Origin of the sequence: Streptomyces sp. AA1529, assembly GCF_000280905.1 — a bacterium.
Taxonomy (GTDB): Bacteria; Actinomycetota; Actinomycetes; order Streptomycetales; family Streptomycetaceae; genus Streptomyces.
Map to the genome: position 1 here is coordinate 63,902 of NZ_ALAP01000032.1, position 25,757 is coordinate 89,658.

General features: G+C 73.0%; 28 protein-coding genes. 21 read left to right on the forward strand and 7 right to left on the reverse strand.

Features of this window, described 5'->3' with window-relative positions:
* Positions 1 to 24 precede the first annotated feature (24 nt).
* On the forward strand, positions 25 to 522 hold the full coding sequence (locus tag A949_RS0109585) for a DUF4188 domain-containing protein (protein WP_019355789.1): 498 nt from the start codon (positions 25 to 27) through the stop codon (positions 520 to 522).
* Between the two features lie 66 nt (positions 523 to 588).
* Here A949_RS0109585 and ndgR read toward each other — a convergent pair whose 3' ends face one another.
* The gene (gene ndgR / locus A949_RS0109590) at positions 589 to 1,311 is read right to left on the reverse strand and encodes an IclR family transcriptional regulator NdgR (RefSeq protein ID WP_019355790.1); all 723 of its coding nucleotides are present in this window, start codon (positions 1,309 to 1,311) and stop codon (positions 589 to 591) included.
* 166 nt (positions 1,312 to 1,477) lie between these two features.
* Here ndgR and leuC point away from each other — a divergent pair, with 166 nt between their 5' ends.
* The 4 genes from leuC (at position 1,478) to A949_RS0109610 (ending at position 4,967) form a co-directional block, all read left to right on the forward strand.
* Positions 1,478 to 2,902 carry a 3-isopropylmalate dehydratase large subunit gene (gene leuC, locus A949_RS0109595; RefSeq protein ID WP_019355791.1) on the forward strand — a complete coding sequence of 475 codons (1,425 nt, stop codon included), beginning with the start codon at positions 1,478 to 1,480 and terminating at the stop codon, positions 2,900 to 2,902.
* A 30-nt stretch (positions 2,903 to 2,932) separates the two neighbouring features.
* Positions 2,933 to 3,526 (forward strand): 3-isopropylmalate dehydratase small subunit, encoded by a 594-nt coding sequence (leuD, locus tag A949_RS0109600; protein ID WP_019355792.1) that lies wholly within the window; start codon positions 2,933 to 2,935, stop codon positions 3,524 to 3,526.
* Positions 3,527 to 3,934: 408 nt separating this feature from the next.
* Positions 3,935 to 4,189 carry a hypothetical protein gene (locus A949_RS0109605; protein ID WP_019355793.1) on the forward strand — a complete coding sequence of 85 codons (255 nt, stop codon included), beginning with the start codon at positions 3,935 to 3,937 and terminating at the stop codon, positions 4,187 to 4,189.
* Between the two features lie 124 nt (positions 4,190 to 4,313).
* Positions 4,314 to 4,967, forward strand: a complete 654-nt coding sequence (locus A949_RS0109610) for an HU family DNA-binding protein (RefSeq protein WP_019355794.1) — start codon at positions 4,314 to 4,316, stop codon at positions 4,965 to 4,967.
* A 650-nt stretch (positions 4,968 to 5,617) separates the two neighbouring features.
* On the opposite strand, the gene A949_RS0109615 is transcribed toward A949_RS0109610, so the two are convergent.
* Together A949_RS0109615 and cofC are read right to left on the reverse strand one after the other, a co-directional pair.
* Positions 5,618 to 5,821: a hypothetical protein gene (locus A949_RS0109615; RefSeq protein ID WP_019355795.1), complete on the reverse strand. Its 204-nt coding sequence runs from the start codon at positions 5,819 to 5,821 to the stop codon at positions 5,618 to 5,620.
* Positions 5,822 to 5,830: 9 nt separating this feature from the next.
* On the reverse strand, positions 5,831 to 6,502 hold the full coding sequence (gene cofC, locus A949_RS0109620) for a 2-phospho-L-lactate guanylyltransferase (protein WP_192817132.1): 672 nt from the start codon (positions 6,500 to 6,502) through the stop codon (positions 5,831 to 5,833).
* A 250-nt stretch (positions 6,503 to 6,752) separates the two neighbouring features.
* Between cofC and A949_RS0109625 the strand changes: the two genes are divergently transcribed.
* The 3 genes from A949_RS0109625 (at position 6,753) to A949_RS0109635 (ending at position 9,872) form a co-directional block, all read left to right on the forward strand.
* Positions 6,753 to 7,607, forward strand: coding sequence for a lysophospholipid acyltransferase family protein (locus tag A949_RS0109625; RefSeq protein WP_019355797.1), 855 nt, complete (start codon positions 6,753 to 6,755; stop codon positions 7,605 to 7,607).
* Positions 7,604 to 8,638, forward strand: coding sequence for an NAD(P)H-dependent glycerol-3-phosphate dehydrogenase (locus A949_RS0109630; protein WP_019355798.1), 1,035 nt, complete (start codon positions 7,604 to 7,606; stop codon positions 8,636 to 8,638). The genes A949_RS0109625 and A949_RS0109630 overlap by 4 nt, the downstream gene beginning before the upstream one ends.
* Before the next feature lie 97 nt (positions 8,639 to 8,735).
* Positions 8,736 to 9,872, forward strand: coding sequence for a D-alanine--D-alanine ligase family protein (locus A949_RS0109635; RefSeq protein ID WP_019355799.1), 1,137 nt, complete (start codon positions 8,736 to 8,738; stop codon positions 9,870 to 9,872).
* A 137-nt stretch (positions 9,873 to 10,009) separates the two neighbouring features.
* Here A949_RS0109635 and A949_RS32980 read toward each other — a convergent pair whose 3' ends face one another.
* Positions 10,010 to 10,540, reverse strand: a complete 531-nt coding sequence (locus A949_RS32980) for a DUF3515 domain-containing protein (RefSeq protein ID WP_078533977.1) — start codon at positions 10,538 to 10,540, stop codon at positions 10,010 to 10,012.
* A gap of 25 nt (positions 10,541 to 10,565) precedes the next feature.
* Positions 10,566 to 10,799, reverse strand: coding sequence for an Lrp/AsnC family transcriptional regulator (locus A949_RS0109645; RefSeq protein ID WP_019355801.1), 234 nt, complete (start codon positions 10,797 to 10,799; stop codon positions 10,566 to 10,568).
* Positions 10,800 to 11,095: 296 nt separating this feature from the next.
* On the opposite strand from A949_RS0109645, the gene A949_RS0109650 reads away from it, so the two are divergent.
* Positions 11,096 to 12,064, forward strand: coding sequence for a thiamine-phosphate kinase (locus A949_RS0109650; protein ID WP_026004497.1), 969 nt, complete (start codon positions 11,096 to 11,098; stop codon positions 12,062 to 12,064).
* A gap of 13 nt (positions 12,065 to 12,077) precedes the next feature.
* A complete protein-coding gene (thiD, locus tag A949_RS0109655) occupies positions 12,078 to 12,896 on the forward strand; it encodes a bifunctional hydroxymethylpyrimidine kinase/phosphomethylpyrimidine kinase (RefSeq protein ID WP_019355803.1) in 819 nt (272 codons plus the stop codon).
* A gap of 222 nt (positions 12,897 to 13,118) precedes the next feature.
* On the opposite strand, the gene rpmB is transcribed toward thiD, so the two are convergent.
* Positions 13,119 to 13,304 (reverse strand): 50S ribosomal protein L28, encoded by a 186-nt coding sequence (gene rpmB / locus A949_RS0109665; RefSeq protein WP_016470082.1) that lies wholly within the window; start codon positions 13,302 to 13,304, stop codon positions 13,119 to 13,121.
* Positions 13,305 to 13,607: 303 nt separating this feature from the next.
* Between rpmB and A949_RS0109670 the strand changes: the two genes are divergently transcribed.
* From A949_RS0109670 to mutM, 9 genes are all read left to right on the forward strand, one after another.
* Positions 13,608 to 15,317 carry a DAK2 domain-containing protein gene (locus A949_RS0109670; protein ID WP_019355805.1) on the forward strand — a complete coding sequence of 570 codons (1,710 nt, stop codon included), beginning with the start codon at positions 13,608 to 13,610 and terminating at the stop codon, positions 15,315 to 15,317.
* 147 nt (positions 15,318 to 15,464) lie between these two features.
* Entirely contained in the window at positions 15,465 to 17,669 is a 2,205-nt protein-coding gene (recG, locus tag A949_RS0109675) for an ATP-dependent DNA helicase RecG (RefSeq protein ID WP_237735786.1), read from the forward strand.
* Between the two features lie 75 nt (positions 17,670 to 17,744).
* Positions 17,745 to 18,344 carry a 16S rRNA (guanine(966)-N(2))-methyltransferase RsmD gene (rsmD, locus tag A949_RS0109680; protein WP_019355807.1) on the forward strand — a complete coding sequence of 200 codons (600 nt, stop codon included), beginning with the start codon at positions 17,745 to 17,747 and terminating at the stop codon, positions 18,342 to 18,344.
* Positions 18,345 to 18,397: 53 nt separating this feature from the next.
* Positions 18,398 to 18,877, forward strand: a complete 480-nt coding sequence (coaD, locus tag A949_RS0109685) for a pantetheine-phosphate adenylyltransferase (RefSeq protein WP_019355808.1) — start codon at positions 18,398 to 18,400, stop codon at positions 18,875 to 18,877.
* 148 nt (positions 18,878 to 19,025) lie between these two features.
* Positions 19,026 to 20,123, forward strand: a complete 1,098-nt coding sequence (locus A949_RS0109690; RefSeq protein ID WP_019355809.1) for a hypothetical protein — start codon at positions 19,026 to 19,028, stop codon at positions 20,121 to 20,123.
* Between the two features lie 203 nt (positions 20,124 to 20,326).
* A complete protein-coding gene (locus tag A949_RS0109695) occupies positions 20,327 to 20,884 on the forward strand; it encodes a YceD family protein (RefSeq protein WP_019355810.1) in 558 nt (185 codons plus the stop codon).
* Between the two features lie 2 nt (positions 20,885 to 20,886).
* Positions 20,887 to 21,060 (forward strand): 50S ribosomal protein L32, encoded by a 174-nt coding sequence (gene rpmF / locus A949_RS0109700; RefSeq protein WP_016470089.1) that lies wholly within the window; start codon positions 20,887 to 20,889, stop codon positions 21,058 to 21,060.
* Positions 21,061 to 21,079: 19 nt separating this feature from the next.
* Positions 21,080 to 21,976, forward strand: a complete 897-nt coding sequence (gene rnc / locus A949_RS32985; protein ID WP_019355812.1) for a ribonuclease III — start codon at positions 21,080 to 21,082, stop codon at positions 21,974 to 21,976.
* 100 nt (positions 21,977 to 22,076) lie between these two features.
* Positions 22,077 to 22,964 carry a bifunctional DNA-formamidopyrimidine glycosylase/DNA-(apurinic or apyrimidinic site) lyase gene (mutM, locus tag A949_RS0109710; RefSeq protein WP_019355813.1) on the forward strand — a complete coding sequence of 296 codons (888 nt, stop codon included), beginning with the start codon at positions 22,077 to 22,079 and terminating at the stop codon, positions 22,962 to 22,964.
* Positions 22,965 to 23,568: 604 nt separating this feature from the next.
* Here the strand turns inward: mutM and A949_RS0109715 are convergent.
* Positions 23,569 to 24,453 (reverse strand): CAP domain-containing protein, encoded by an 885-nt coding sequence (locus A949_RS0109715; RefSeq protein WP_078533975.1) that lies wholly within the window; start codon positions 24,451 to 24,453, stop codon positions 23,569 to 23,571.
* A gap of 225 nt (positions 24,454 to 24,678) precedes the next feature.
* On the opposite strand from A949_RS0109715, the gene A949_RS0109720 reads away from it, so the two are divergent.
* Together A949_RS0109720 and A949_RS0109725 are read left to right on the forward strand one after the other, a co-directional pair.
* Positions 24,679 to 25,011 (forward strand): acylphosphatase, encoded by a 333-nt coding sequence (locus A949_RS0109720; protein ID WP_272944200.1) that lies wholly within the window; start codon positions 24,679 to 24,681, stop codon positions 25,009 to 25,011.
* A 312-nt stretch (positions 25,012 to 25,323) separates the two neighbouring features.
* Complete coding sequence (locus A949_RS0109725) at positions 25,324 to 25,530, forward strand: hypothetical protein (protein ID WP_019355816.1); 207 nt, start codon at positions 25,324 to 25,326, stop codon at positions 25,528 to 25,530.
* The last annotated feature ends 227 nt before the right edge of the window (positions 25,531 to 25,757 follow it).

Genomic DNA, 25,757 nt, shown 5'->3' on the forward strand with positions numbered 1-25,757 from the left:
GCCTTCGCGACGTCTGGGGACGGGATGACGAATCGGGTACAGCACGGGCGCCGCACCTCCGGCACCGAGGGCGGTGTGACCGTCTTCCTCATCGGCATGCGGATCAACCGCTTCCGGGCGCTGCGCCATTGGCTCCCGGTGTTCACGGCGATGCCGCGGATGCTGCGCGAGCTGCGAGCCGATGCAGCCGCCGGACTGCTCGCGAGCAGGGTCGTCACCAGCGGGCCGCGTGAGTTCGCGGTGATCCAGTACTGGGAGTCGACGGACAAGCTGCTGGCCTACGCCGCCGACTCCACACGTGCGCACCGACCCGCCTGGGCCGCCTTCAACCGCCGGGCCCGGGAGGGCAGGGGAGCGGTCGGGAGCTGGCACGAGACGTATGCCGTCCCGGCCGGGGCGCACGAGAGCATCTACTTCGACATGCCGCTCTACGGGCTGGCCGCCGCCCACGGCAGCGCCCCCGTCACACCGCAGCGGGACCGCGCGGCCCAGCGGCTGTCGTCCGCCTCCGGCGAGGCCTGACCCGCGGGGAGGCCGTGCGGGGAGCGGCGGACCGGGGTGCGGGCGGGGGAGCGGCGGAGGGTCGGTTCAGATCGCGCCCGGCCGCCGCAGCGACTCGCTGAGCCGGGTCGCCGCGTCCACGATGGCCTGGGCGTGCATCCGGCCGGGGTGGCGGGTGAGCCGCTCGATGGGCCCGGAGACGGAGACCGCGGCCACCACCCGGTTCGACGGGCCGCGTACGGGCGCCGAGACGGACGCCACACCCGGCTCCCGCTCGCCGATCGACTGGGCCCAGCCGCGGCGCCGCACCCCGGACAGCGCGGTGGCGGTGAAGCGCGCGCCCTGCAGCCCGCGGTGCAGCCGCTCGGGCTCCTCCCAGGCCATCAGGATCTGCGCGGCCGAGCCGGCCTTCATGGGCAGGGTGGAGCCGACCGGCACGGTGTCCCGCAGCCCGGAGAGACGTTCCGCCGCGGCCACGCAGATGCGCATGTCGCCCTGGCGGCGGTAGAGCTGCGCGCTCTCGCCGGTCACATCGCGCAGGTGGGTGAGCACCGGGCCCGCCGCCGCCAGGAGCCGGTCCTCGCCCGCCGCCGCGGCCAGCTCGCCCAGCCGGGGACCGAGGATGAACCGGCCCTGCATGTCGCGGGCCACCATGCGGTGGTGTTCGAGAGCCACCGCGAGCCGGTGCGCCGTGGGGCGCGCGAGACCGGTCGCGGAGACCAGCCCGGCGAGGGTGGCCGGACCGGACTCCAGAGCGCTCAGTACCAGAGCTGCCTTGTCGAGAACGCCGACGCCGCTAGAGTTGTCCATGCGTCGATACTCACGTCTCAAACTGTGAAACGCAAGTTCAATTTTCCCGGCGAACCGCCAATCTTGAGGGACGGGCCGCCGCTGCGCGGGGGTCCCCCGGCCGCAGGCCGGGGGAGGTACTGATCTCGACATGTGGTCGGCGGCGCTGCCGACCGGAGGGAATGCGATGGGACGCACACTCGCGGAGAAGGTCTGGGACGACCATGTCGTCAGGCGAGCGGAAGGTGAGCCGGACCTTCTCTTCATCGATCTGCACCTGCTCCACGAGGTGACCAGTCCGCAGGCCTTCGACGGACTCCGCAAGGCCGGCCGTGCCGTGCGGCGCACGGATCTGACCATCGCGACCGAGGACCACAACACCCCCACCCTCGACATCGACAAGCCCATCGCCGACCCGGTCTCCCGGGTCCAGTTGGAGACCCTGCGCAAGAACTGCGCGGACCTCGGGGTGCGGCTGCACCCGCTGGGCGACGTCGAACAGGGTGTCGTGCACGTGGTCGGGCCGCAGCTCGGCCTGACCCAGCCCGGCACGACCGTGGTCTGCGGGGACAGCCACACCTCGACCCACGGCGCGTTCGGCGCGCTGGCCTTCGGCATCGGCACCTCCCAGGTCGAGCACGTGCTCGCGACCCAGACGCTGCCCATGGCGCCGTTCCGCACCATGGCGGTCACCGTGAACGGCGAGCTGCCCGAGGACGTCACCGCCAAGGACCTGATCCTGGCCGTCATCGCCAGGATCGGCACCGGCGGGGGGCAGGGGTATGTGATCGAGTACCGGGGCGAGGCCATCGAGAAACTGTCGATGGAGGCCCGCATGACCATCTGCAACATGTCCATCGAGGCGGGCGCCCGGGCCGGGATGATCGCCCCGGACGAGACCACCTTCGCCTACGTCCAAGGCCGTGAGCACGCCCCCCGCGGCGCGGACTGGGACGAGGCGGTCTCCTACTGGAAGACGCTGCGCACCGACCAGGACGCGGTCTTCGACCACGAGGTCGTCATCGAGGCGTCCGAGCTCGCGCCGTTCGTCACCTGGGGCACCAATCCCGGACAGGGCGCGCCGCTGTCGCACGCGGTGCCGGACCCGGCCTCCTTCGAGGACTCCAGCGAGCGTTACGCGGCGGAGAAGGCCCTGGACTACATGGGGCTGAGCGCCGGGCAGCCGCTGCGCGAGGTCGCCGTCGACACCGTCTTCGTCGGCTCGTGCACCAACGGGCGGATTGAGGACCTGCGTTCGGCCGCCGCGGTGCTGCAGGGACGCACGGTGGCCGACGGTGTCCGGATGCTGGTCGTGCCCGGCTCCGTTCGGGTCGCGCTGCAGGCCGTCGAGGAGGGGCTGGACGCGGTGTTCACCGCCGCCGGAGCCGAATGGCGGCACGCGGGGTGCTCGATGTGCCTGGGGATGAACCCCGACCAGCTTCAGCCCGGTGAGCGCGCCGCCTCCACCTCGAACCGCAACTTCGAGGGCCGCCAGGGCAAGGGCGGACGCACCCATCTGGTCTCACCGCAGGTGGCGGCGGCGACGGCGGTACTGGGCCACCTGGCCTCGCCCGCCGACCTGGCCGATGTACGCGAGCCGGCCGCGGTCTGACGGTCCGGGAAGCTCAAGGGAGACGCACTGATGGAAGCCTTCACCACACACACCGGCCGGGCCGTCCCGCTGCGCCGCAGCAATGTCGACACCGACCAGATCATCCCGGCCCACTGGCTCAAGAAGGTCACCCGCGACGGTTTCGAGGACGGCCTCTTCGAGGCCTGGCGCAAGGACCCGGAGTTCGTCCTCAACCAGCCCGCTCACCGGGGCGGCACGGTGCTCGTCGCCGGCCCCGACTTCGGTACCGGCTCCTCCCGGGAGCACGCGGTCTGGGCGCTGCAGAACTACGGCTTCAAGGCCGTCGTCTCCTCCCGGTTCGCCGACATCTTCCGGGGCAACTCGCTCAAGAACGGCCTGCTCACGGTGGTGCTGCCGCAGGAGACGGTCGAGGAGCTGTGGCGGCTGGCGGAGGCGGACCCGGCCATCGAGGTGACCGTGGACCTGGTCCGGCGCAAGGTGCTGGCGCCCGGCCTCGACGCGGACTTCGAACTCGACGAGAACGCCCGCTGGCGTCTGCTGGAGGGGCTGGACGACATCAGCCTCACGCTGAAGAACGAGGAGGCCATCGCGGAGTTCGAGAGCTCCCGGGCCGCCTTCAGGCCGCGCACGACGATTGCCTGACCTGCCCGCGCCCCGTCGGGCGCCGCAGGGCTGAGCACCCCTCAAAAAGCACTCTCCGCGCCCCCGCCGCACCCGGCGGGGGCGCGCTGCTGTTGCGTGGCGGTCCCGCGGGACCGGCGGAGGGAGGGGCGCCGACCGCTCCGCCGGGTGGCGCCGGCGGCCCCGGCGCGGCGCCGCGCCGGGCGCCACGTGTGCGCACACACGTGCGCTCATGATTGACGTGAATTAGTCTTGACGCAGGCTCCTGTCGCACTGAGACGCAGTGCTGCTCGCGACTCGCCCGCACGTTTCGCCTGGAGATGCCAACACGGCTTCTTCCCGGCGGAGTTGGGGCCCACACCTGCTACGTCCCCGCCGCACGCTGACCCGCTGGAAGCGACAACTCACCCCCAATGGCACAATCACCGCATGGAACGCGACGGTCAACTGGAGCTCTACGACCGACTCGCCGCCCGACTGAAGGAGGCGCATTCGCGGGTGCGCTCCCCGCACATCCCGCAGAGCGCACGGGTGCCGCTGACCCGGAGGCTGCTCGTCATCACCGCGGCTTCCAAGCACGATCTCGCCGGTGCCGAACGGCGTCTGGAGCGCCTGATGGCCGACATCGACGAGGGGCGGTTCAGCGCCGCGGCGGGGGACGTACGCATGGACGGAACTCCGTGACGGGCGAGTTCGTTGCGGCACAAGGGTGATTCGCCCGTTTCGTGTTTGATTTGCGGTATATATCTGCCTAGCGTGCGAAAAAGCTGAACACATTCGTTCCGGCAAGGTCTCCGAAGGGGAAGACGTGAACAAGGCGCAGCTCGTTGAAGCTATCCAAGATGACCTCGGTGGACGCCAGCAGGCCGCGGACGCGGTCGATGTGGTCCTGGACGCGATCGTTCGTGCGGTCGTCGCCGGTGAGCGAGTTTCGGTCACCGGCTTCGGCTCTTTCGAGAAGGTCGACCGCCCGGCCCGGTACGCCCGCAACCCGCAGACCGGAGAACGTGTCCGGGTGAAGAAGACCTCCGTACCGCGCTTCCGCGCCGGTGCGGGATTCAAGGACCTGGTGAGCGGCGCGAAGAAGCTCCCCAAGAACGATGTCGCGGTCAAGAAGGCTCCCAAGGGCAGCCTCTCCGGCGGCACGGCCACCAAGAAGGCCACGGCCAAGAAGGCGGGTGCCAAGAAGGCGGCGGCGAAGAAGGCCACCACGGCCAAGAAGGCCACGCCGGCGAAGAAGGCGGCACCGGCGAAGAAGGCCACCACGGCCAAGAAGGCGGCGGCGAAGAAGGCACCGGCGAAGACCGCCGCGGCCAAGAAGACCACCGCCAAGAAGGCCCCGGCCAAGGCCACCACGGCCAAGAAGGCCCCGGCGCGCAAGAGCACCGCCAAGAAAGCTCCCGCGCGCAAGACCGCCGCCCGCAAGACCACGGCCAAGAAGACCACCTCGCGTCGGCGGTGAGTCGCGTACCGCGGCTCGTCCGTACGCGACTCGTCCCCCGCTGTTGAGCGGGGAAACGATCCCTCCCGCCGGCGGCGCACGCCACCAGCGGCGAGTGGACCACGCGGCCGCGCGCCGCGACGCCAGCGCCGGGCCGGGCTCCCTCGGGGGAGCCCGGCCCGCGGCATGTCCAAGGCCTTCCGGCCCCCGGTCTGCCCGTCCCCGGCTCCGGGGCCCGCCGCTACCGGTCATCGGCCCGTCGGTTCGGGCGCCGGGCCCCGGCCTGCCGGTCTCCGTTCACGGACCCCGCCCTCCCGGCTCCGGTCCACGGCCCCAGTGCACGCCCTCTTCCGCTTCCCGGGCGCCACGCCGCACGGCCCCCAGCTCCCACGGGCCCCGCCCCGACAGCGGCCGGGCGGCGACCGGATGGCGAGCGGTACCCGGGCGAGGGGACGCGCCCGCTCGGAGGCGCCCCCAGGCTCCGAGGGCGCCCACAACGGCGCACAGGGCGTGCGAGAGCGCCGCGGCCGCCCGGCGAGCACTCCGTGGCCGCCCGACGAGCACTCCGCGTGGGCAACCTCCGGCATCCCGCCGCGGGACGGCGCCCGGAGGACACGGCGCCCCGCGAGAACTCCGCGCGGCACCCGGCATCCGCTGCCGGGCAGCGCCGACTACAGGGTCTGCAGGGTCACCACGGTGATCCGGCGTGCCTCGCCCTCGCCCTCGGTCTCGATCCGCACCCGCTGACCGGGGCGGAGCAGCAGCAGCCCGCCCGCGTCGAACGCGGGGGCCTCGAAGGGGAGCGGTGTGCCGTCGTCCAGCAGCACACTGCCGGACCGGGACGCCGGATCGTAGGTGTACGCCGTGGCCTGCATACCCGCAGCCTAGCGGCCCGGGTCCGGGACGGGGCCGGCGAGCAGCGCGGTGGTGAAGCCGCCCACCCCCAGGGCGTTCGCCGCGGCCAGGTCCGCGGGCGTGTCCACGTCCTGCCGCACGCTGGGCACCCCCGACACCGGCAGTTCCGCCGCCCCCGAGGCCCGGTGCCGGGCCCGGGAGAGGCCGCCGAAAGCCGGGGAAAGCGGGATACGGGGGAGAGCGGTGAGCAGCGTGGTGCCGATTTCCGCGGCGTCCGGAAGAAAAGCGCGCGGAAATCCGGCGGCCGTGTCCAGGGCCCGCTCCAATTCCGCGGGCCGCAGTGCCGGCAGGTCGGCGTTGAGCGCGGCGACGGCGGCGCCGGGGTCCGCGGCGCGGGCCGCGGACGCTCCGTGCGCGAGCGCGGCGTTGAGCCCTCCGCCCGGCGGGTCCGGCACCGTGCCGGCGCCCAGGGTGCGCAGTTCGGCGGCGGCCAGCGGATCGTCCGTGACAACCACCACACCGCTCACCGCCCGGCAGGCGAGCGCTGCCGTGACCGTGTCCTGCGCGAACGCCAGCGCGAGCGCGGGCAGGGCCGGGCCGCCCGGGACGCCCGCCAGCCGGCTCTTGGCCCGGGGGAGAGGCTTCAGCGGCACCACGAGAGTCCACGTCACGGGCGTCACATGTGGCTTCATCGACCCCATTCTCACCTGCTGCCCGAGCGGCCCGGTGAGGGCGGGGTTACCGTGTGCCCTGCGGTCGGGCACGGACAGTGTGCTCGACAGCGAGGCAGTCCGCGGCGACACTTGTGCGGTTGTCGATGTGCCCCCAGAGGAAGGGCCCCACAAGGAGCCCCCTAAGGAGATGGTGTCCGGGTGTCCCGCCAAACCGTGTCCGCGCCGGGAGCGACCCCGCGACCACCTGCCGGAGAGGCCGGGCCGAAGGGGGCGCGCAGTGCCGGGGAGTGACGGCAAACCCAGGAAGATCGGCTTCTGGTACCGCCTGGCCGCGGTTCTGGCGAAACCGCCGCTCGTCCTGCTCTTCAAACGGGACTGGCGCGGAATGGAGCACATTCCGCAGGACGGCGGATTCATCACCGTCGTCAACCACAACTCGTACCTCGACCCGCTCTCCTACGCGCACTACCAGTACAACACCGGCCGGGTCCCCCGGTTCCTGGCCAAGGTGGGCCTGTTCAAGGGCGGCTTCGTGGGCGCCGTGATGCGCGGAACCGGGCAGATTCCCGTCTACCGCGAGTCCGCGGACGCGGTGGGCGCCTTCCGGGCCGCCGTGGAGGCCATCGAGAAGGGCGAGTGCGTCGCCTTCTACCCCGAGGGCACTCTCACCCGCGATCCGGAGATGTGGCCGATGGCCGGCAAGACCGGCGCAGCCAGGGTCGCGCTGCTGACCAGGGCGCCTGTCGTCCCGGTCGCACAGTGGGGCGCCAACCTCGCGATGCCGCCGTACGCCAAGGAGAAGAAGCTGCGGCTCTTCCCCCGCAAGACGCTCACCGTGCAGGCGGGCCCGCCGCTGGACCTCTCGGCGTTCTACGACCGGGAGCCCACCGCCGAGGTGCTCCGCGAGGTCACCGACGTCATGATGGACGCCGTCAGCGCGCAGCTCGCCGTCGTCCGCGGCGAGCCCGCGCCCGCCGAGCGGTACGACATGCGCAAGGCGGCGGTCCGCCGGCGCGAGCAGCGCGCCGTCCCGAAGGACGGGCAGGAGGCGCACACCGCGGGCGGACAGCACGAACCGGCCGGTGGAGCACCGGCCGCGGCCGAGGCGGCAGAGGGAGAGACGAACGCGTGAGCCGGCACGACGGGCCGCAGCAGGAACGCCGGAGGAAGGCCGCCGTGTTCGGCACCGGCTCCTGGGGGACCGCCTTCGCGATGGTGCTCGCCGACGCCGGGGTCGAGGTGGTCCTGTGGGGCCGCCGGCCCGAGGTCGTCGAGGCGATCAACACCACGCGCCGCAACCCCGGGTACCACCCCGGGACGGAACTCCCCGCCGGGGTGCGGGCCACCACCGACCCGGCCGAGGCCGCCCGGGACGCGGAGTTCACCGTCCTGTCCGTCCCCGCCCAGACGCTCCGCACCAACCTGGAGTCCTGGCGGGAGCTGCTGCACCCGGACACCGTGCTCGTCTCCCTGATGAAGGGCGTCGAACTCGGCACGGCCAAGCGGATGAGCGAGGTCGTCCAGGAGGTCGCCGGTGTCCCCGCCGAACGGGTCGCCGTGCTCACCGGGCCCAACCTCGCCCGGGAGATCGCCGCCCGGCAGCCGGCGGCCGCCGTCGCGGCCTGCGCGGACGAGGAGGCGGCGCGGGCTCTGCAGAGTGCCTGCCACACCCCGTACTTCCGGCCCTACACCAGCACCGACGTGGTCGGCTGCGAGCTGGGCGGGGCCGTCAAGAACGTCATCGCGCTGGCCGTGGGCATCGCCGACGGGATGGGGCTGGGGGACAACTCCAAGGCGTCGCTGATCACCCGGGGCCTGGCCGAGACCACCCGGCTCGGACTGGCGATGGGCGCCGAGGCACACACCTTCGCCGGCCTCGCGGGCATGGGCGACCTGGTGGCCACCTGCTCCTCGCCGCTGTCGCGCAACCACACCTTCGGCACCAACCTCGGCCGCGGCATGACCCTCCAGGAGACCATCGCGGTCACCGAGCAGACCGCGGAGGGCGTCAAGTCCTGCCAGTCCGTGCTGGACCTCGCCCGGCGGCACGGCGTGGAGATGCCGATCACCGAGACGGTCGTGGAGATCGTCCACGAGGGCAAGCCCCCGCACGTGGCGCTCAAGGAGCTGATGTCCCGCAGCGCCAAGGCCGAACGGAGCTGACCGCACCGCAGCGGTCCCGCGCGGGCCCGTCCGGCACCCGGCGCCACGAGGGGCCACCGCCTCGGCGCCGGGGGTACGACGCGGTAAAGTCCCAGCGATGAGCAGCCAGAGCCCCGCCCCCAAGCCCCGAGTCGCCGTCGTCTTCGGCGGACGCAACTCAGAGCACCAGATCTCCGTCCTCACGGCCGGCGCGGTGCTCGACGCCATCGACCGCGACAAGTACGAGGTGCTGCCCATCGGCATCACCGCGGACGGCCGCTGGGCCCTGGCGGCAGACGACCCGGCCCGGATGGCCGTCGAGGGCCGCGAGCTGCCCACCGTGGAGCGGGTCGCCGACTCGGACACCGGCGCCGTGCTGCTGCCGGTCTCGCCCGGCAGCCGGGAGGTCGTCCACACCGAGCCCGGCCAGGTGCCCAAGACCCTCGGCGAGATCGACGTCGTCTTCCCGGTCCTGCACGGCCCTTACGGCGAGGACGGCACCCTGCAGGGGATGCTGGAGCTGGCGGGGGTGCCCTATGTCGGCTCGGGCGTGCTGTCCTCCGCCGTCGGCATGGACAAGGACTACATGAAGCGGATCTTCTCCTCCTTCGGGCTGCCGGTGGGCCCCTACGTCACCGTCCGGCCCCGGGAGTGGGAGCGCGACCCCGCCACGGCGCGCAAGAAGATCGTCGACTTCGCCTCCGACCAGGGCTGGCCGGTCTTCGTCAAGCCCGCGCGGGCCGGCTCGTCCATGGGCATCACCAAGGTCTCCGACCTGGGTGGACTGGACGAGGCCGTGGAGACCGCCCGGCGCCACGATCCGAAGATCATCGTGGAGTCGCTGCTGCGCGGCCGCGAGATCGAGTGCGGCGTCCTGGAGTTCGAGGACGGTCCGCGGGCCAGCGTCCCGGCCGAGATCCCGCCGGTCAGCAACCACGACTTCTACGACTTCGAGGCCAAGTACATCGACTCCGCCTCCGGCATCGTCCCGGCCCCGCTGAGTGCGGAGGAGACCGAGCGGGTGCGGGAGCTGGCCGTCCTGGCCTTCGAGGCCGCCTCCTGCGAGGGGCTGGTGCGGGCCGACTTCTTCCTGCGCGAGGACGGCGAGTTCGTCATCAACGAGATCAACACCATGCCGGGCTTCACCCCCATCTCGATGTACCCCCGGATGTGGCAGGAGGCCGGGGTCAGCTATCCCGAGCTGGTCGACCGCCTCATCCAGGGCGCTCTCGACCGCCCCACCGGCCTGCGCTAGCCGTCCGGCGCGCCCGCACCGTCCCCGGAGGGCCGCGGCGTGCGGAGTGCGCCCCCCCGGAGACGGCGCGGGCGGCCCCGTCGGGCCCGCACACCCGGCGGGCGCGCAGGGGAGACCCTCGGGGGGCGTCCGGCTGGTCAGTTCCCGGCGCCGTCCGCCGCGTCCCGCACCGTGGGCACCGTGCGCCCGACGGCGTCCGCGAGATCGGGGAGCACCTCGGCCTCGGGCGCGTAGTCGCCGGGCACCGTCAACTCGACGTAGGCGACGCGGCCCGTCGTGACGAAGCGGTAGCCGTCGTCCCGCTTCTCCAGCAGCCAGGAGACCCCGTTCACCTCGGCCACCTCGGCGGTGGGGTTGTACTCTTCGGTGCCGGGGGTGAGCACGGGGGGTTCGGGCACTCCGCAGCGCAGCGCGATGGCCGGATCGCCCCAGACGGCTGTGAAGTCGGAGACCTGGTCGGCCCGGCCGCGTCGCTGGTCGTGAACCCTTTCCGGCAGCGCGCCGTGCAATGACCGGCACACTTTCGCCGCCCTGCCGGACGGGCTGGGCGGGGTGGGGCCCGCCTCGCCGGTGGCCGAACAGGCTGCCGTGGCCAGGGACGCCAGCGCGGCCACCGCCGCGAGCGGGGCGGTGGAGACGGAACGAGAGGAAGCAGTCCGGCGTCGCATACTCACCGGGCGAGCATACGGGGGACTAGAGATGGACGATGGGGCAGGTCAGGGTGCGGGTGATGCCCTCAACCTGCTGGACCTTCGCGACCACCATGCGTCCGAGGTCGTCCATCGTCTCCGCGCGGGCACGCACGATCACGTCGTACGGACCCGTTACATCCTCGGCCTGGATCACGCCCGGGATCTTGGAGACGATCTCTGCGACGGTCGAAGCCTTGCCGACCTCGGTCTGGATCAAGACGTACGCCTGTACCACGGAACCTCCTCGGGGGCTACGAGGATCATGCGGGGCGAGAGAGAGACGCCACCGTACCGCGTCACCTGCTCCGCCGGGAGACCACCGGCCCGCCCTCGTGGCGCCGGGTACCCGGGTGCTGCCGGTACGCGCCGCGGCGTACCGGCGGACACGCACCCCGGGCGGGTGGGCGAGGCACGGGAGTGCACGATGAGCGATGTGAGTGAAGGGGCAGAACAATGCGGGATGTGAACGGCAGTACCGCGTCGGAACCCACACCCGCGGTGGAGGCCCCCCACGGCCCCGCGCGGGGGCGGATGCCGGGCACCGTGGGCGCCCTGGGGGAGTTCGGGCTGATCCGGGAGCTGACCTCCCGGCTGACCACCACCCCCGCCGTCCGGATCGGCCCCGGGGACGACGCCGCCGTGGTGGCCGCGCCGGACCGGCGGGTCGTGGCCAGCACCGACATCCTGCTGGAGGGGCGGCACTTCCGGCGCGACTGGTCGACGGCGTACGACGTGGGCCGCAAGGCCGCAGCGCAGAACCTCGCCGACATCGCCGCCATGGGCGCCGTCCCCACCGCACTGCTGCTCGGACTGATCGTCCCCGTGGACCTCCCGGCCAACTGGCCCACCGAACTGATGGACGGCATCCGCGACGAGGCCCAGGTCGCCGCCTCCGCCGTGGTCGGCGGCGACGTGGTGCGCGGCGACAGCATCGCCGTCTCCATCACCGCGCTGGGCGACCTGCGCAACCAGGAGCCGGTCACCCGCTCCGGAGCCCGGGCCGGGGACGTCGTCGCCGTCACCGGGTGGCTGGGCTGGTCCGCCGCCGGGCACGCGGTGCTCTCCCGGGGCTTCCGCTCCCCCCGGGCCTTCGTGGAGGCGCACCGCAGGCCCGAGCCGCCCTACCACGCGGGGCCGGCGGCCGCCGGACTCGGCGCCACCGCCATGACCGACGTCAGCGACGGCCTGGTGGCCGACCTCGGGCACATCGCCGAGGCCAGCAAGGTGCGCATCGACATCCGCTCGGCCGACCTGGACGTCCCCGCGCAGATGGCCGACATCGGGCAGGCCGTCGGCGTCGACCCGCTCCAGTGGGTGCTCACCGGAGGAGAGGACCACGCCATCGTCGCGACCTTCCCGCGCGACCAGAAGCTCCCGGCGCGCTGGCGGGTCATCGGCGCGGTGCAGGGCGCGTCCGCGCGGCCCCGGGTCACGGTGGACGGGGCCCCCTGGGCGAAGGCGGGCGGCTGGGACCACTTCTCGCCCGACGCGGACCGCTGAGTACCGTCGCACCATGGACGATGTGAACCCCACCGGTGCCGCCCCGCCCCGGGTGCTGACCGTCGCCGGGTCCGACTCCGGCGGCGGCGCCGGTGTCCAGGCCGACCTGAAGACCATGCTGGCGCTCGGCACCCACGGTATGAGCGTGATCGCCGCCGTCACCGCGCAGAACTCGCTCGGCGTGCAGGGAAGTTGGGAGCTGCCCCTGGAGGCGGTACGGGCCCAGTACCGCAGCGTGGCCGACGACATCGGGGTGCAGGCGGTCAAGACCGGCATGCTGGCCTCGGCGCCCCTCGTGGAGACCGTCGCCGAACTGCTGGCCGACGCCCCGGCTCCGGTGGTCGTCGACCCGGTGGGCGTCTCCAAGCACGGGGACCCGCTGCTGGCCGCGGACGCGGTGGGCGCACTGCGCCGCGGGCTGCTGCCCGTCGCCACCGTCGTCACGCCCAACCTGGACGAGGTCGCGCAGTTGACGGGCATCGCGGTCACCGGCGAGGCGGGACTGCGCGACGCCGCGGCCGCCCTGCTGGAACACGGACCGCGCTGGGCGCTGATCAAAGGCGGTCATCTGCCCGGCGAAGCCGTCGACCTGCTGACCGACGGCGCCGAGGAGCACTGGCTGCGCGCCCCCCGGTACGACAACCGGCACACGCACGGCACCGGCTGCACGCTGGCCAGCGCGCTGGCCGCGTACCTGGCCCGGGGCCTGCCGGTGCCGGAGGCCGCACGGGCCGCCAAGGAGTACACGACCGGCGCCATCGCGGCGGGCTTCGCGCTGGGCGCCGGACTGGGACCGGTGGACCACGGATGGCGGCTGCGCGGCCGGGACTGAGCCGCCGGCGCCGCCCGGCATCCCTCCCCCTCCCCGTGCCGCACCCCCGGCCCGTCCGATGTGACGCCGGGGCCGGAGCCGGTATGCCCGGAGCCCTGCTCCCGGAACCCGGGCCGGACGCCCGGACCACCACCGGAACGCACAAGGAACCGGCCCGCACGAGGCGGGCCGGTTCCTGTGTTCTGCTGTCGGCGTGAGCCGCGCTGCGTTACGTCGAGGACGTCAGCGCGACACCTTGCCGGCCTTGATGCACGAGGTGCAGGCGTTGAGGCGCTTCGGCGTCCCGCCGACCACGGCACGCACGCGCTGGATGTTCGGATTCCAGCGACGGCGGGTGCGGCGGTGCGAGTGGGAGATGTTGTTGCCGAACTCCGGCCCCTTGCCGCAGACGTCGCAGTTCGCAGCCACGGGTCACTCCAAAGACTTCAGATGCACGTACGGTGAATCCCGGCGACGCAGACCAAGATGACCGGCTGTGCCAGGGGGATCGTCGCCCGTCGGAGAGAAACGTCCGGAACAGGCAACCGGAGCAGCATACAACGGCCGGTCTCGAACAGCGAAACCCAGGCCCCCGCTCCGGTCCCGACCTGGGATTCCGTCCGGACTCCCACTAGCCTTCCGGCAGCGCCGCCGCCCGCCGGACCGGCGCCGGACACCGGCCGGCCCCGGCCGGAGCATCCCGGCCGCAGCACTCTGGAGGAGGTCCCGCACGTGCCGCAACCGCTCGACGCCGCCGCGGTACGCCGCTGGTGCGCCCTGGGCCGGGAAGCGCTGCGCGCCCACTGCGCGCGGATGGACGCCATCAACGTCTTCCCGGTCGCGGACGGCGACACCGGCACCAACCTGTGCCTCACCTTCGAAGCGGCCTGCGAGGCGCTCCCGACCCGCGACACGGCCCGCGACACGAACGGGGACCCGGGCGCCGGAGCCGCACTGCGCGCCATGGCGCGGGCCGCACTCCTGGCGGCGAGGGGCAACTCCGGGGCGATCCTCGCCGAGTACCTGCGCGGCATGGCGCGGGGACTGGACGAGGGGGCCGGTGCCCCCGCCGAGCGGCTGTGCCGGGCGCTCCGGGGCGGCGCGTCCGCCGCCTACGCCGCCGTCGCGCACCCGGTGGAAGGGACGATGCTCACGGTGGCGGAGGCCGCCGCCGCGGCGGCCGAGGCCGGGGACGACCCCGCGGCCGCGGCGCGGCGCACGCTGGACGCCACCCCCGACCGGCTGGCGGCGCTGGCCCGGGCCGGTGTGGTGGACGCGGGCGGACTCGGGCTCACCGTGCTGCTGACCGCACTGTGGGCGGCACTGGGCGAGCAGGTACCCGACGAGGAACCCGCGGCGGCCACCGGAGCGGCGTCCCCGGCCGCTGCGGAACCGGCGGACTCTCCGGCCGCTCCCGCGGCTCTGCCCGCCGACGGCCTGCCGCAGGCGCCCCGCCGCCCCGAGTTCGAGGTGATGTACCTGCTGGCGGCCGAGGACCCCGCGGCCGTCGACGCGCTCCGGGCCCGGCTGGACCCGCTCGGCGACTCCCTGGTCGTCGGCGGTGGCGAGGGGCTGTGGAGCGTCCACGTCCACGTCGCCGACGCCGGCGCCGCCGTGGAGGCGGGCCTGGCCGCGGGGCGTCCGCACCGCATCCGGATCACCCACCTGCCGACGGCCGGGGACGCGGCGGGGCACGGCGCAACCGGCGGTCCGCGGTGCGCCGCGGACGGGCCGGGCCGGCCGCCGGACCCCGGGGCGCGGGTCGTCGTCGCCGTCGTGCCGGGGGAGGGGCTGGCCGCGCTCTGCCGGCAGGCCGGCGCCGTGGTGCTGTCCGCGCGCTCCGTGCCGGCCGGGGCCGCCGTCGACGGCATCGACGGCATCGACGAGGGAGCGCTGGTGGCGGCGGTCCGGGCGACCGGAGCCGGCGAGGTCGCCCTGCTGCCCAACGACAGCGGACTCCACCCCCTGGCCGCCCGCGCCGCCGACGCCGTACGGGCGGCCGGCATCCGGTGCGCCGTCATCCCCACCCGCGCCGCCGTCCAGGGGCTGGCGGCGCTGGCCGTGCACCAGCCGGACCGCCGCTTCGACGAGGACGTCGTCACCATGACCTCGGCCGCCGGAGCCACCCGGTACGGGGAGGTGACCGTCGCCGAACGCCGCTCGTGGACCAGCGCCGGGATCTGCCACCGGGGCGACGTGCTCGGCCTGGTGGACGGCGACGTCGCGCTGATCGGGAGCGGGACCGGACAGGTCGCCACCGAGGTGCTCGACCGGATGCTGGCGGCGGGCGGCGAACTGGTCACCCTCGTTCTCGGCGCGGACGCCCCCGCGGGGCTCGCCGCGGCGCTGGAGCGCCGGGTACGCGAGCGCCACCTGGCCGTCGACACCGTCGTCCACGAGGGCCGCCAGCACGAGACGCAGCTGCTCATCGGGGTCGAATAGCCGCCGCCGTCCGCGCGCCTGGCGCGTGGCACCGGACCTGTCACCCCCGTCCGGCAGGATGGAGCCGTGCCCTCGACAGAAACCAGGCGAAGCGAACCCCTCCAGGAGCCGCTGAAGGCGCTGCTCGGCGGAAACACCGCGCAGGCGATGTCCGAGCACCTCGGGCTGCGCACGGTCGGCGACCTGCTGCACCACTACCCCCGCCGGTACGCCGAGCGCGGCGAGCTGACGCGGCTGTCCGAGCTGCCGCTGGACGAGCACGTCACCGTCGTCGCCCGGATCCACGACGCCCGCGTGCACAAGTTCAACCACGGCCGGGGCCAGCGCCTGGAGGTCACGCTGACCGACGGCAGCGGCCGGCTCCAGCTCGTCTTCTTCGGCCGCTCGGTCCACTACCACCAGCGGCAGCTGCTGCCCGGCAAGCGCGGCCTGTTCGCCGGGAAGGTCGGGGTCTTCAACCGCAAGCTCCAGCTCTCCCATCCGGACTACAAGCTCCTGGACGAGGAGAGCGACGAGCAGACCGTCGCCCGGTTCGCGGGCGCCGTGCTGCCGCTGTACCCGGCGTGCAAGCAGCTCTCCTCCTGGAACATCGAGCAGTCCGTCGGCACCGTGCTCGACGCACTGCAGGCCACCTCCTGGCAGGGCCTGGCCGACCCGCTGCCCGGGCCGCTGCGTGCGCAGCGCGGCCTCGTCCCGCTCTCCGAGGCGCTGGAGAAGATCCACCGGCCGCAGGGCCGGACGGACATCGCCGAGGCCCGCTCCCGGCTCAAGTGGGACGAGGCGTTCGTCCTGCAGGTCGCCCTCGCCCGGCGCCGTGCCAAGGAGACCGAACTGCCCGCCGTGCCGCGCCGCCCGGCCGCCGGCGGGCTGCTGGACGCCTTCGACGCGCGGCTGCCGTTCACGCTCACCGACGGGCAGCACGAGGTCAGCCGGGAGATCTTCGCCGATCTGGCCACCGTGCACCCCATGCACCGGCTCCTGCAGGGCGAGGTGGGCTCCGGCAAGACGCTGGTGGCGCTGCGCGCGATGCTCGCCACCGTCGACGCGGGCGGCCAGGCGGCGATGCTGGCGCCCACCGAGGTGCTGGCCCAGCAGCACCACCGGTCCATCACCGAGATGATGGGCGAACTCGCGGAGGGCGGCATGCTCGGCGGGGCCGAGCAGGGCACCAAGGTGGTGCTGCTGACCGGCTCGATGGGCGCCGCGGCACGACGCCGGGCCCTGCTGGACCTGACGACCGGCGAGGCGGGCATCGTGGTGGGCACCCACGCGCTGATCGAGGACAAGGTCGCCTTCCACGACCTGGGGCTGGTGGTCGTGGACGAGCAGCACCGCTTCGGCGTCGAACAGCGGGACGCGCTGCGCTCCAAGGGCGGCCACGCCCAGGGGGAGAAGCGCACTCCGCATCTGCTGGTCATGACGGCGACCCCCATCCCCCGGACCGTCGCCATGACCGTCTTCGGCGACCTGGAGACCTCCGTACTGGACCAACTCCCCGCCGGGCGGTCCCCGATCGCCACCCACGTCGTCCCGGTCAGGGACAAGCCGCACTTCCTCGCCCGCGCCTGGGAGCGGGTGCGCGAGGAGACGGAGGCCGGCCACCAGACCTATGTGGTCTGCCCCCGGATCGGTGACGACGAGGACGCGGGAGGCAAGAGCGGCGCTCGCGGGCGGCCCGCCGACGAGGAGGCGGCGAGCGGTTCAGCGGAGGACGAGGGCGCCGACAGTGAGGAGAGGCGTCCGCCGCTGGCCGTGCTGGACGTCGCCGAGCAGCTCGCCTCCGGTCCGCTGGCCGGGCTCCGGGTGGCGGTCCTGCACGGGCGGATGCAGCCGGAGGCCAAGGACGAGGTGATGCGGCGGTTCGCCGCGGGCGAGGTCGACGTGCTGGTGGCCACCACCGTCATCGAGGTCGGGGTGAACGTCCCCAACGCGACCGGCATGGTGGTCATGGACGCCGACCGGTTCGGCGTCTCGCAACTGCACCAGCTGCGCGGCCGGGTCGGCCGGGGCACCGCACCGGGGCTGTGCCTGCTGGTGACGGACATGCCGCAGGAGTCCCCCGCACGGACCCGGCTGGAGGCCGTCGCGGCCACCCTCGACGGTTTCGAGCTCTCCCGCATCGACCTCGAACAGCGCCGCGAGGGCGATGTCCTGGGCCAGGCGCAGTCCGGCGTGCGCTCCTCGCTGCGGATGCTCGCCGTCATCGACGACGAGGACATCATCGCCGCGGCCCGCGACGAGGCCACCGCGCTGGTCGCGGCCGACCCCGAGCTGGCGGACCATCCCGAGCTGCGCACCGCGCTGGACGCGCTGCTGGACGAGGAGCGGGAGGAGTTCCTCGACAAGGGCTGACCGAGGCCACGCGGTGCCGGACCCCGCATGGGATCCTGATGCCGAGCACGCACCCCACACAGAGGATCCGCACCCATGACCCGCGTCATCGCCGGAGCCGCAGGCGGGCGACGGCTGGCCGTCCCGCCGGGCACCGGCACCCGCCCCACCTCCGACCGGGCCCGCGAAGGCCTGTTCTCCAGCTGGGAGTCCCAGCTGGGCGGCGCCGCCGGCTGGCAGGGCCTGCGGGTGCTGGACCTGTTCGCCGGCTCGGGAGCCGTCGGCCTGGAGGCGCTGTCCCGGGGAGCCGGGCAGGTGCTGCTCGTCGAGGCGGATCCGCGTGCCGTGCGCACCCTCCGGGAGAACGTGCGCGCGCTGGGACTGCCCGGGGCCGAGGTGCGCTCGGGGAAGGCGGCCCAGGTGCTCGCCGGTGAACCGCCCTCGACCCCGTTCGGCCTGGTCTTTCTCGATCCGCCGTATGCGATGGCCGACGACGAGCTGCGGGAGACACTCCTCACACTCCGGGCCAGGGGCTGGCTGGCGCCCGCCGCGCTGGCCACCGTGGAGCGCAGCACCAGGGGCGGCGATTTCCGCTGGCCGGAGGGTTTCGAGGGACTCAGATCCCGTCGCTACGGCGAGGGAACGCTTTGGTACGGTCGCGCCGCCGCGCGGGAAGTTACTCCCGCGTCATGCTGAGATCACCTGAGGCAGGGCCCCGCGCCCGCCGTGAGGAGAGCGAGGAAGTGCCAGTGCGCCGCGCAGTCTGCCCGGGGTCGTTCGACCCCATCACCAATGGCCACCTCGACATCATCGAGCGCGCTTCCCGGCTGTACGACACGGTGCACGTCGCCGTGATGATCAACAAGTCCAAGAAGGGGCTCTTCTCGGTCGAGGAGCGTATCGATCTGATCCGCCAGGTCACCGAGGCCTTCGGGAACGTCGAGGTCGAGGCGTTCCACGGGCTGCTGGTCGACTTCTGCAAGGAGCGGGACATTCCCGCCATCGTCAAGGGGCTGCGCGCGGTCAGCGACTTCGACTACGAGCTGCAGATGGCCCAGATGAACAACGGCCTCTCCGGGGTCGAGACGCTCTTCGTCCCGACCAACCCCACCTACAGCTTCCTCTCCTCCAGCCTCGTCAAGGAGGTCGCCACCTGGGGCGGCGACGTCTCCCACCTGGTTCCGGAGGCCGTCGACCGGGCGCTGGCCGAACGCCTCACCAAGCCCTGACGCGCTCCGGGCCCGCGACCCCCGGGCCGCGGCCCCGCGCCGCGGCCGGGAGCGGACGGTTCCGGGCGGACGGCGCTGACCTGCCCGGACCGGTCGGCTTCCGGGAAGGAGTAACGGGCCCGCGCCCACGGGTCGTACAGTCACCTGCGTGGACGTACAGCAGAAACTCGACGAGATCGTGGCGACCGTCGACGGCGCGCGCTCGATGCCCATGTCCGCCTCCTGCGTGGTCAACCGGGCCGAGTTGCTCGCCATGCTCGAGGAGGTGCGCCAGGCGCTGCCCGGCTCCCTGGCCGAGGCGCGCGAGGTGATCGGCGGCCGCGAGCAGGTGGTGGCCGAGGCCCACCAGGAGGCCCAGCGCGTCATCGAGGCGGCCCAGGGCGAGCGCGCGGCGCTGGTGGCCGGCACGGAAGTGGCCCGGCGCGCGCAGGAGGAGGCCGACCGTATCCTGGCCGAGGCCCGCCGGGAGGCGGGCGAGATCCGGGTCGAGGCCGACGACTACGTCGACAGCAAGCTCGCCAACTTCGAAGCCGTGCTCTCCAAGACCATCGGTTCCGTCGAGCGCGGCCGGGAGAAGCTGCTGGGCAGCGGGCCCGGTGCCGAGGAGTGGCACGAGGAGTACGCGCACGAGGCGCCCGAGCGCACCGGCGACCCCCGCGAGCTGCAGCGCCGGGCCGACAGCTATGTCGAGGCGCGGCTCGGGTCGGTCTCGGCGGTGCTCACCAAGACACTGGAGGCAGTGGGGCGCGGCCGGCTCAAGCTGCACGGTCACGAGCCCATCGACGAGCTGGCCGCGCACATGGCGGCGCAGGACGGTGCCGAGGGCTTCGCGCAGCACACCAGTGATGCCGACTATCTGGCCGGGCTCGCGCACACCGAGCCGGCGGCGGGGGCGGCGCAGGACGAGCAGTCCCGGCCGCCGCAGCCCGCGCAGCCGCCCCAGCCCCCCTACAGCCCGGCGCAGCCGCAGGACCCCTACTACGCGCAGCAGCAGATGCCCTACGGCGCCGGGCAGCAGCACGATCCCTACGCCTACGCCCAGCAGGCGCCGCAGGACCCCTACTACGCGCAGCAGCACGACCCCTACGGCTACGCCCAGCAGCAGGACGGCTACTATCAGCAGCCCCAGCAGTACTACCAGCAGCAGCCGCAACAGCAGCTCGACGAGACCAGCCTCTTCGACACCAGCATGATCGACATCGAACAGGTCCGGGCCTACGAGCAGCGCCACGGCCACGGGGGCTGATCCCCCCCCGGTCCGCGGAGCGCGGCGCCACCGGGACGCGGATTGGGTCATGGGGGAGCCGTCACGTATCCTGTCTCTTCGGCCGTGGGTACGTGCGCGGCCGAAGCCCCACCCGTAGAAAGCAGGAAGCCCTGAACTCCCCCCTCGACCACCGCGCGCCCCTCGTGTTCGACACACGCGAGCTGGGGCGACGACCTGGTGCGATGAAGCGGCTCTCCCGCGAGGTGGAGTCCCCCGGCGACCTGGGTGTCGAGTTCATCAAGGTTCCCGACGGGGCGACGATCGAGCTGGACCTCCGCCTGGAGTCGGTCATGGAGGGGGTACTCGTCACGGGTACCGCCCGTGCGCCGCTGACAGGGGAGTGCGTAAAGTGTCTGGAGCCGCTCGACCAACGGGTCGAAGCGGACTTCCAGGAGATGTTCTCCTATCCCGACGCCGACGACCGGGGCCGCCCCGTTGCGGAGCCCGGCGAGGACGAGGAGGACGAGGACACACTCTTCCTCGAGGGCGATCTGTTCGACCTCGAACCCGTGCTGCGGGACGCGGTGGTGCTCGCACTGCCGCTGCAGCCGGTGTGCCGCGAGGACTGCCCCGGCCTGTGCCCCGAATGCGGGGCCCGGCTGGCGGACGACCCCGACCACAGGCACGAAGAAGCCGTCGACATCAGGTGGGCGGCACTGCAGGGACTCGCCGAGACCATGCCGGACGGCGAGAAGGACAACGAGCCCCGCACCGACGGGGACGACTCACAGGAGAAGTAGCCGTGGCTGTTCCGAAGCGGAAGATGTCGCGCAGCAACACGCGCCACCGCCGGTCGCAGTGGAAGGCTGCGGTCCCCACCCTGGTGAAGTGCGAGCGCTGCCGCGAGCCCAAGCAGCAGCACATCGCGTGCCCGAGCTGCGGCACCTACAACAAGCGTCAGGTCCTCGAGGTCTGATCGGCGGGTGACAGGCTCCATGTCCGACGCCGGAACTCCGCAGGGTCCCGTCCCCGGGAAGGGGGGAGACTCCGCGGAGCTGGTGGACTCGGCCTCGTCGCACGCGATTCTGGAAGGGCGGCTCGGTTACCGACTGGAGTCCGCCCTTCTGGTGCGTGCGCTGACGCACCGCAGCTACGCCTACGAGAACGGCGGGCTGCCCACCAACGAGCGCTTGGAATTCCTCGGTGACTCCGTCCTCGGACTCGTGGTCACCGACACGCTCTACCGGATGCATCCCGACCTGCCGGAGGGCCAGCTCGCCAAGCTGCGGGCCGCGGTGGTCAACTCGCGTGCCCTCGCAGGTGTCGCCCGCGGGCTCGACCTGGGCGCCTTCATCCGCCTCGGCAGAGGCGAGGAGGGCACCGGCGGCCGGGACAAGGCGTCGATCCTCGCGGACACGCTGGAAGCGGTCATCGGCGCCGTCTATCTCGACCAGGAGCTGGAAGCGGCCTCCGAACTGGTGCACCGCCTCTTCGACCCGCTCATCGAGCGGTCCTCCAACCTGGGCGCCGGTCTCGACTGGAAGACCAGCCTGCAGGAGCTGACGGCCGCCGAGGGACTCGGCGTCCCGGAGTACCTGGTCTCCGAGACGGGCCCCGACCACGAGAAGACCTTCACGGCTGCTGCCCGCGTCGGTGGTGTCGCGTACGGCACCGGCACAGGACGCAGCAAGAAGGAGGCCGAGCAGCAGGCCGCCGAGGCCGCCTGGCGCGCCATCTCGGCCCGCGCGGAGGCCGCCGCGGAAGGCGACGGCGACAGCCGGCGGACCGGCAAGGCCGCAGCCGCCGGCAAGGGTGCCGCGGCGCCCTCCGTCCCCGACGGCCAGCGCAGCGAGCCCACCGAGCCCACCGAGGGCAGCGCCGCGTCGCGCTGACCCCCGCGCACACCGCACCGTCCGTCACGGCCGCCCTCCTCGGGGCGGCCGTGGTGTTTCCGGTCCCGAGCAGGCGGGGCCCTGTCCCCTGAGGAGTCCCGTGCCCGAGCTGCCGGAAGTCGAGGTCGTCCGCCGCGGCCTGGAACGCTGGACGGGCGGCCGCACCATCAGCGCCACCGAGGTGCTGCACCCGCGTGCCGTCCGCCGCCACCTGGCCGGTGCGCCGGACTTCATCGCGCGGCTGGCCGGCCGGCGCCTCGGACCGGCGCAGCGCCGGGGCAAATACCTGTGGCTGCCCCTCGAGGACGGTTCCCACGCGCTCCTGGCCCACCTGGGGATGAGCGGCCAGCTCCTCATCCAGCCGCCCGGCACCCCCGACGAGCGGCATCTGCGGGTCCGCTTCACCTTCGCGGACGCCGCGGGCGGTGAGCTGCGCTTCGTCGACCAGCGCACCTTCGGCGGGCTCTCGCTCCACGCGACCGCCGAGGACGGGCTGCCCGACGTGATCGCGCACATCGCCCGCGACCCGCTGGACCCCGCCTTCGACGAGGCGGCCCTGCACGCGGCCCTGCGCCGCCGCCGTACCACCGTCAAGCGCGCCCTGCTGGACCAGTCGCTGATCAGCGGCGTCGGCAACATCTACGCCGACGAGGCGCTGTGGCGCTCCCGGCTGCACTACGACCGTCCCACGGCCACCCTGACCCGGACGCAGACCGCCGAGCTGGTCGGACATGTGCGGGAGGTGATGACGGCCGCGCTGGCCCAGGGCGGCACCAGCTTCGACAGCCTCTATGTGAACGTCAACGGCGAGTCCGGCTACTTCGACCGCTCGCTGGACGCCTACGGCCGCGAGGACGAGCCCTGCCGCCGCTGCGGCACCCCGATGCGGCGCAGCGCCTGGATGAACCGCTCCAGCTACTACTGCCCCCGCTGCCAGCGGCCCCCGCGCCCGCGCGGCGACGGCCACCCGCGTCCGGCACGGGCCTAGGTGTACTGGCCTGGAGCGTTGTGCACGCGGACGGTCGGGGGCCGGCCTCCGAAGCGGTGTGGCAGCGGCCCACCCCACCCCGGCCCAGCACGGGATCGGCGCCCGGGGACGGCTGGTCGCCCATGAACCACAGGTGGCTGCCCGGCGTCGCCGCGCATGCCTCCAGCAACTCGGCGAGGTCGAGCAGGGCCGCCTTCTGCCGCTCGTCGGGACACCGCTCGGTCAGAGCGGTGACCTCCTGGCGGGCGATGTGGGCTTCCTGTTCGTTGAACAGCGTGTCGCCATACGGATCCACCCAGCCGAGCTTGCCGGACCCGAACCGGTCGAGCGTGCTCAGTGCCCTGGCCAAGGCTTCACCGTGTTTGTGGGACTCCCGCAACAAGGTCTCCCGGGACGCCTTCTTGAGCGGAGGCCGCCCCGAGTGCAGCTCCAGTTCGATTCCCATGTCTCTCCTCTGCCTCGGGCACCGAAGCTCTGCCTCGGGCATCGAAGCATCGCAGAACCCGTTCGTCAGACACCCTTGCGAAGAGTCTTCCGCGAACCGGGGCGCCCCTCTCGGGCCCGGACCGGGGGCTGTCCGGGAGTCGGGCCCCACAGGGCGGGCTCAGAAGCCGAAGTCCTGGGTCCACCAGGGGCCACCCTCGGCGAAGTGCGCGCCGACGCCCAGGGTGCGGTAGTCGCAGTTGAGGATGTTGGCCCGGTGGCCGGGGCTGTTCATCCAGGAATCCATCACGGAGCGGGCGTTGGCCTGGCCGCGGGCGATGTTCTCGCCGCCCAGGTCGCTGACCCCGGCGGCCTCGGCGCGGTCCCAGGGGCTCTTGCCGTCGGGCGAGGTGTGTGAGAAGAACCCGCGCCGTGCCATGTCCTCGCTGTAGTCCCCGGCCAGGGCGGCCAGCTTCGCGTCCGCCGTCAGCGGCTTGCAGCCCGCCTTGGCCCGCTCCTGGTTGACCAGCGAGAGGACCTCGCTCTCCGCGGCGGACTCCTGGTCGGCCGCGGCGGTGCTGCCGCCGCCCGATCCTCCGGGGTCCGGCCGGGAGCTGCCGGTGCGGGAGCCGCGCTCCTCCTCGCGGGTGGGTTCCGGGGTCTTCGACGCCCGCTTCGAGGGTGAGGCGTCCGGCGTCCGGGTGGGGCGCTCGCTCTTCCGGGAGGGAGTGGGGGTGGGGCTCGGGCTCCTGTCCCCGTCGGCGGGGGGCGCCGCGGAGTCGCGGTCGGTGGGGTCGGCGGAGACCGGTGGGACCGCCGGGCCGGTGCCGTCGGCCTGCACCCGGCTGTCCCGTGGCCCGCCGAGCCCGCCCGGCGCGGGTATCAGCCCGGACGCCACGGCGACGGTGCCCATGGCGAGCGCGGCGGAGGCGCCCAGCACCCCGGTCCGGACGGGGGTGGCCGCGCGTCTGCGGCGCCTGCCGCCCCGGTGGGGGTGTACGGCCGGCGGCTCGGAGGACTCCGGCGGGACGGCTGGAGTGGGGGTAGCGCGTCGATGGCGGCCCATCTGTGCTGTCCTCACATTGCTCTCGGCGATACGGCGTCAAGGTTCCGTCTCCCGCTCACTCCCTGGTGTGAGCGGGAAGTGAAGAGAGTTGCCGGGCAATGTACGGCATCCCCACGGGGGCTGATGTATCCGCTCGGGAATTGTCCGGATAGCGTGCACCCCATGGCTGCCATCAATCCGACCGACGACGCGGACGGAACGTCGCGCGAACAGCTGAGTGAACAGATGAGCGAGCAGTTCGCCGAGCAGTTCGCCGAAGAGCCCGATCGGGTACGCCCCGAGGAGCCCGCGCGGCTGACCGCCTGGGTGCGCGGGGAGGTGCAGGGCGTGGGCTTCCGCTGGTTCACCCGTGCGGCGGCGCTGCGGATCGGCCGGCTCGTCGGCTTCGCGCTGAATCTCGGCGACGGCCGGGTGCAGATCGTGGCGGAGGGCACCCGTGCCGACTGCGGGCACCTGCTGGAGTGGCTGCGGAGCGGGGACACGCCCGGGCGCGTCGACGGGGTCACCGAGATCTGGGACACACCTCGCGGGGGGTACCGCGGCTTCGCGATCCGGTGATCCACAACAGTTGCCAATCGCGCTCCACCATGCAAAGCTTCCGCAACGAGTGAGCGACGTGGATCTTCCATCCGCCCCCGCGGGACAGCCGCCTCCGGCGCCGGACGCCGTGGAGCCGAAGCAGGCCCGGGGGTAGCTACGTGTGATCGTGTTGACCGTCAAACCATTTGGTGAGATCCTGAAACCCCGCGCACCTGAGCTGTTTGATCCAGAGAACCTTTAGTAAAAGTCCAGAGCAGACCCTCAACGGTGCGATTCCCTCACGACCCACCACATCCACGGTCGGTCACTCAGTGTGGAGGACCATCCATCATGGCAAAGGCGCTCCTCGGTCACGTCGGCGGTTACGACCCCCGGGTGCTCGCCGAGATGCGACGGCTGCAGCAGCGTGTCCAGGACCTGGAATCCGAGCTCGTTCGGATGCAGGCCGAGAACGACGCTCTGTCCGCCGCCGCTCGGCACCACGACTCGGTGTTCGAAGACCTCGACGTGAAGACGGCCGAGCCTGCGCTGACCTGATCCTCGCCCGCCGGGCAGGACGGGCCGAGCAGGACAGCCGTAGTCGGAAATTCTCAAGGGACGCTTCGGCGTCCCTTAGTTTTTGTCTCCTGGTGGTCCGCTGGCGTGTGGGGTGTGTGCTCATCGTGGCGCGATGCGTTACGTCTGATCTGCCCCCGCCCCCTCCAGGCGAAACCCCCGCGCGAATCCCTTCCCGTCGCTTCGGCGCCGTCGGCGCGACATCTCCA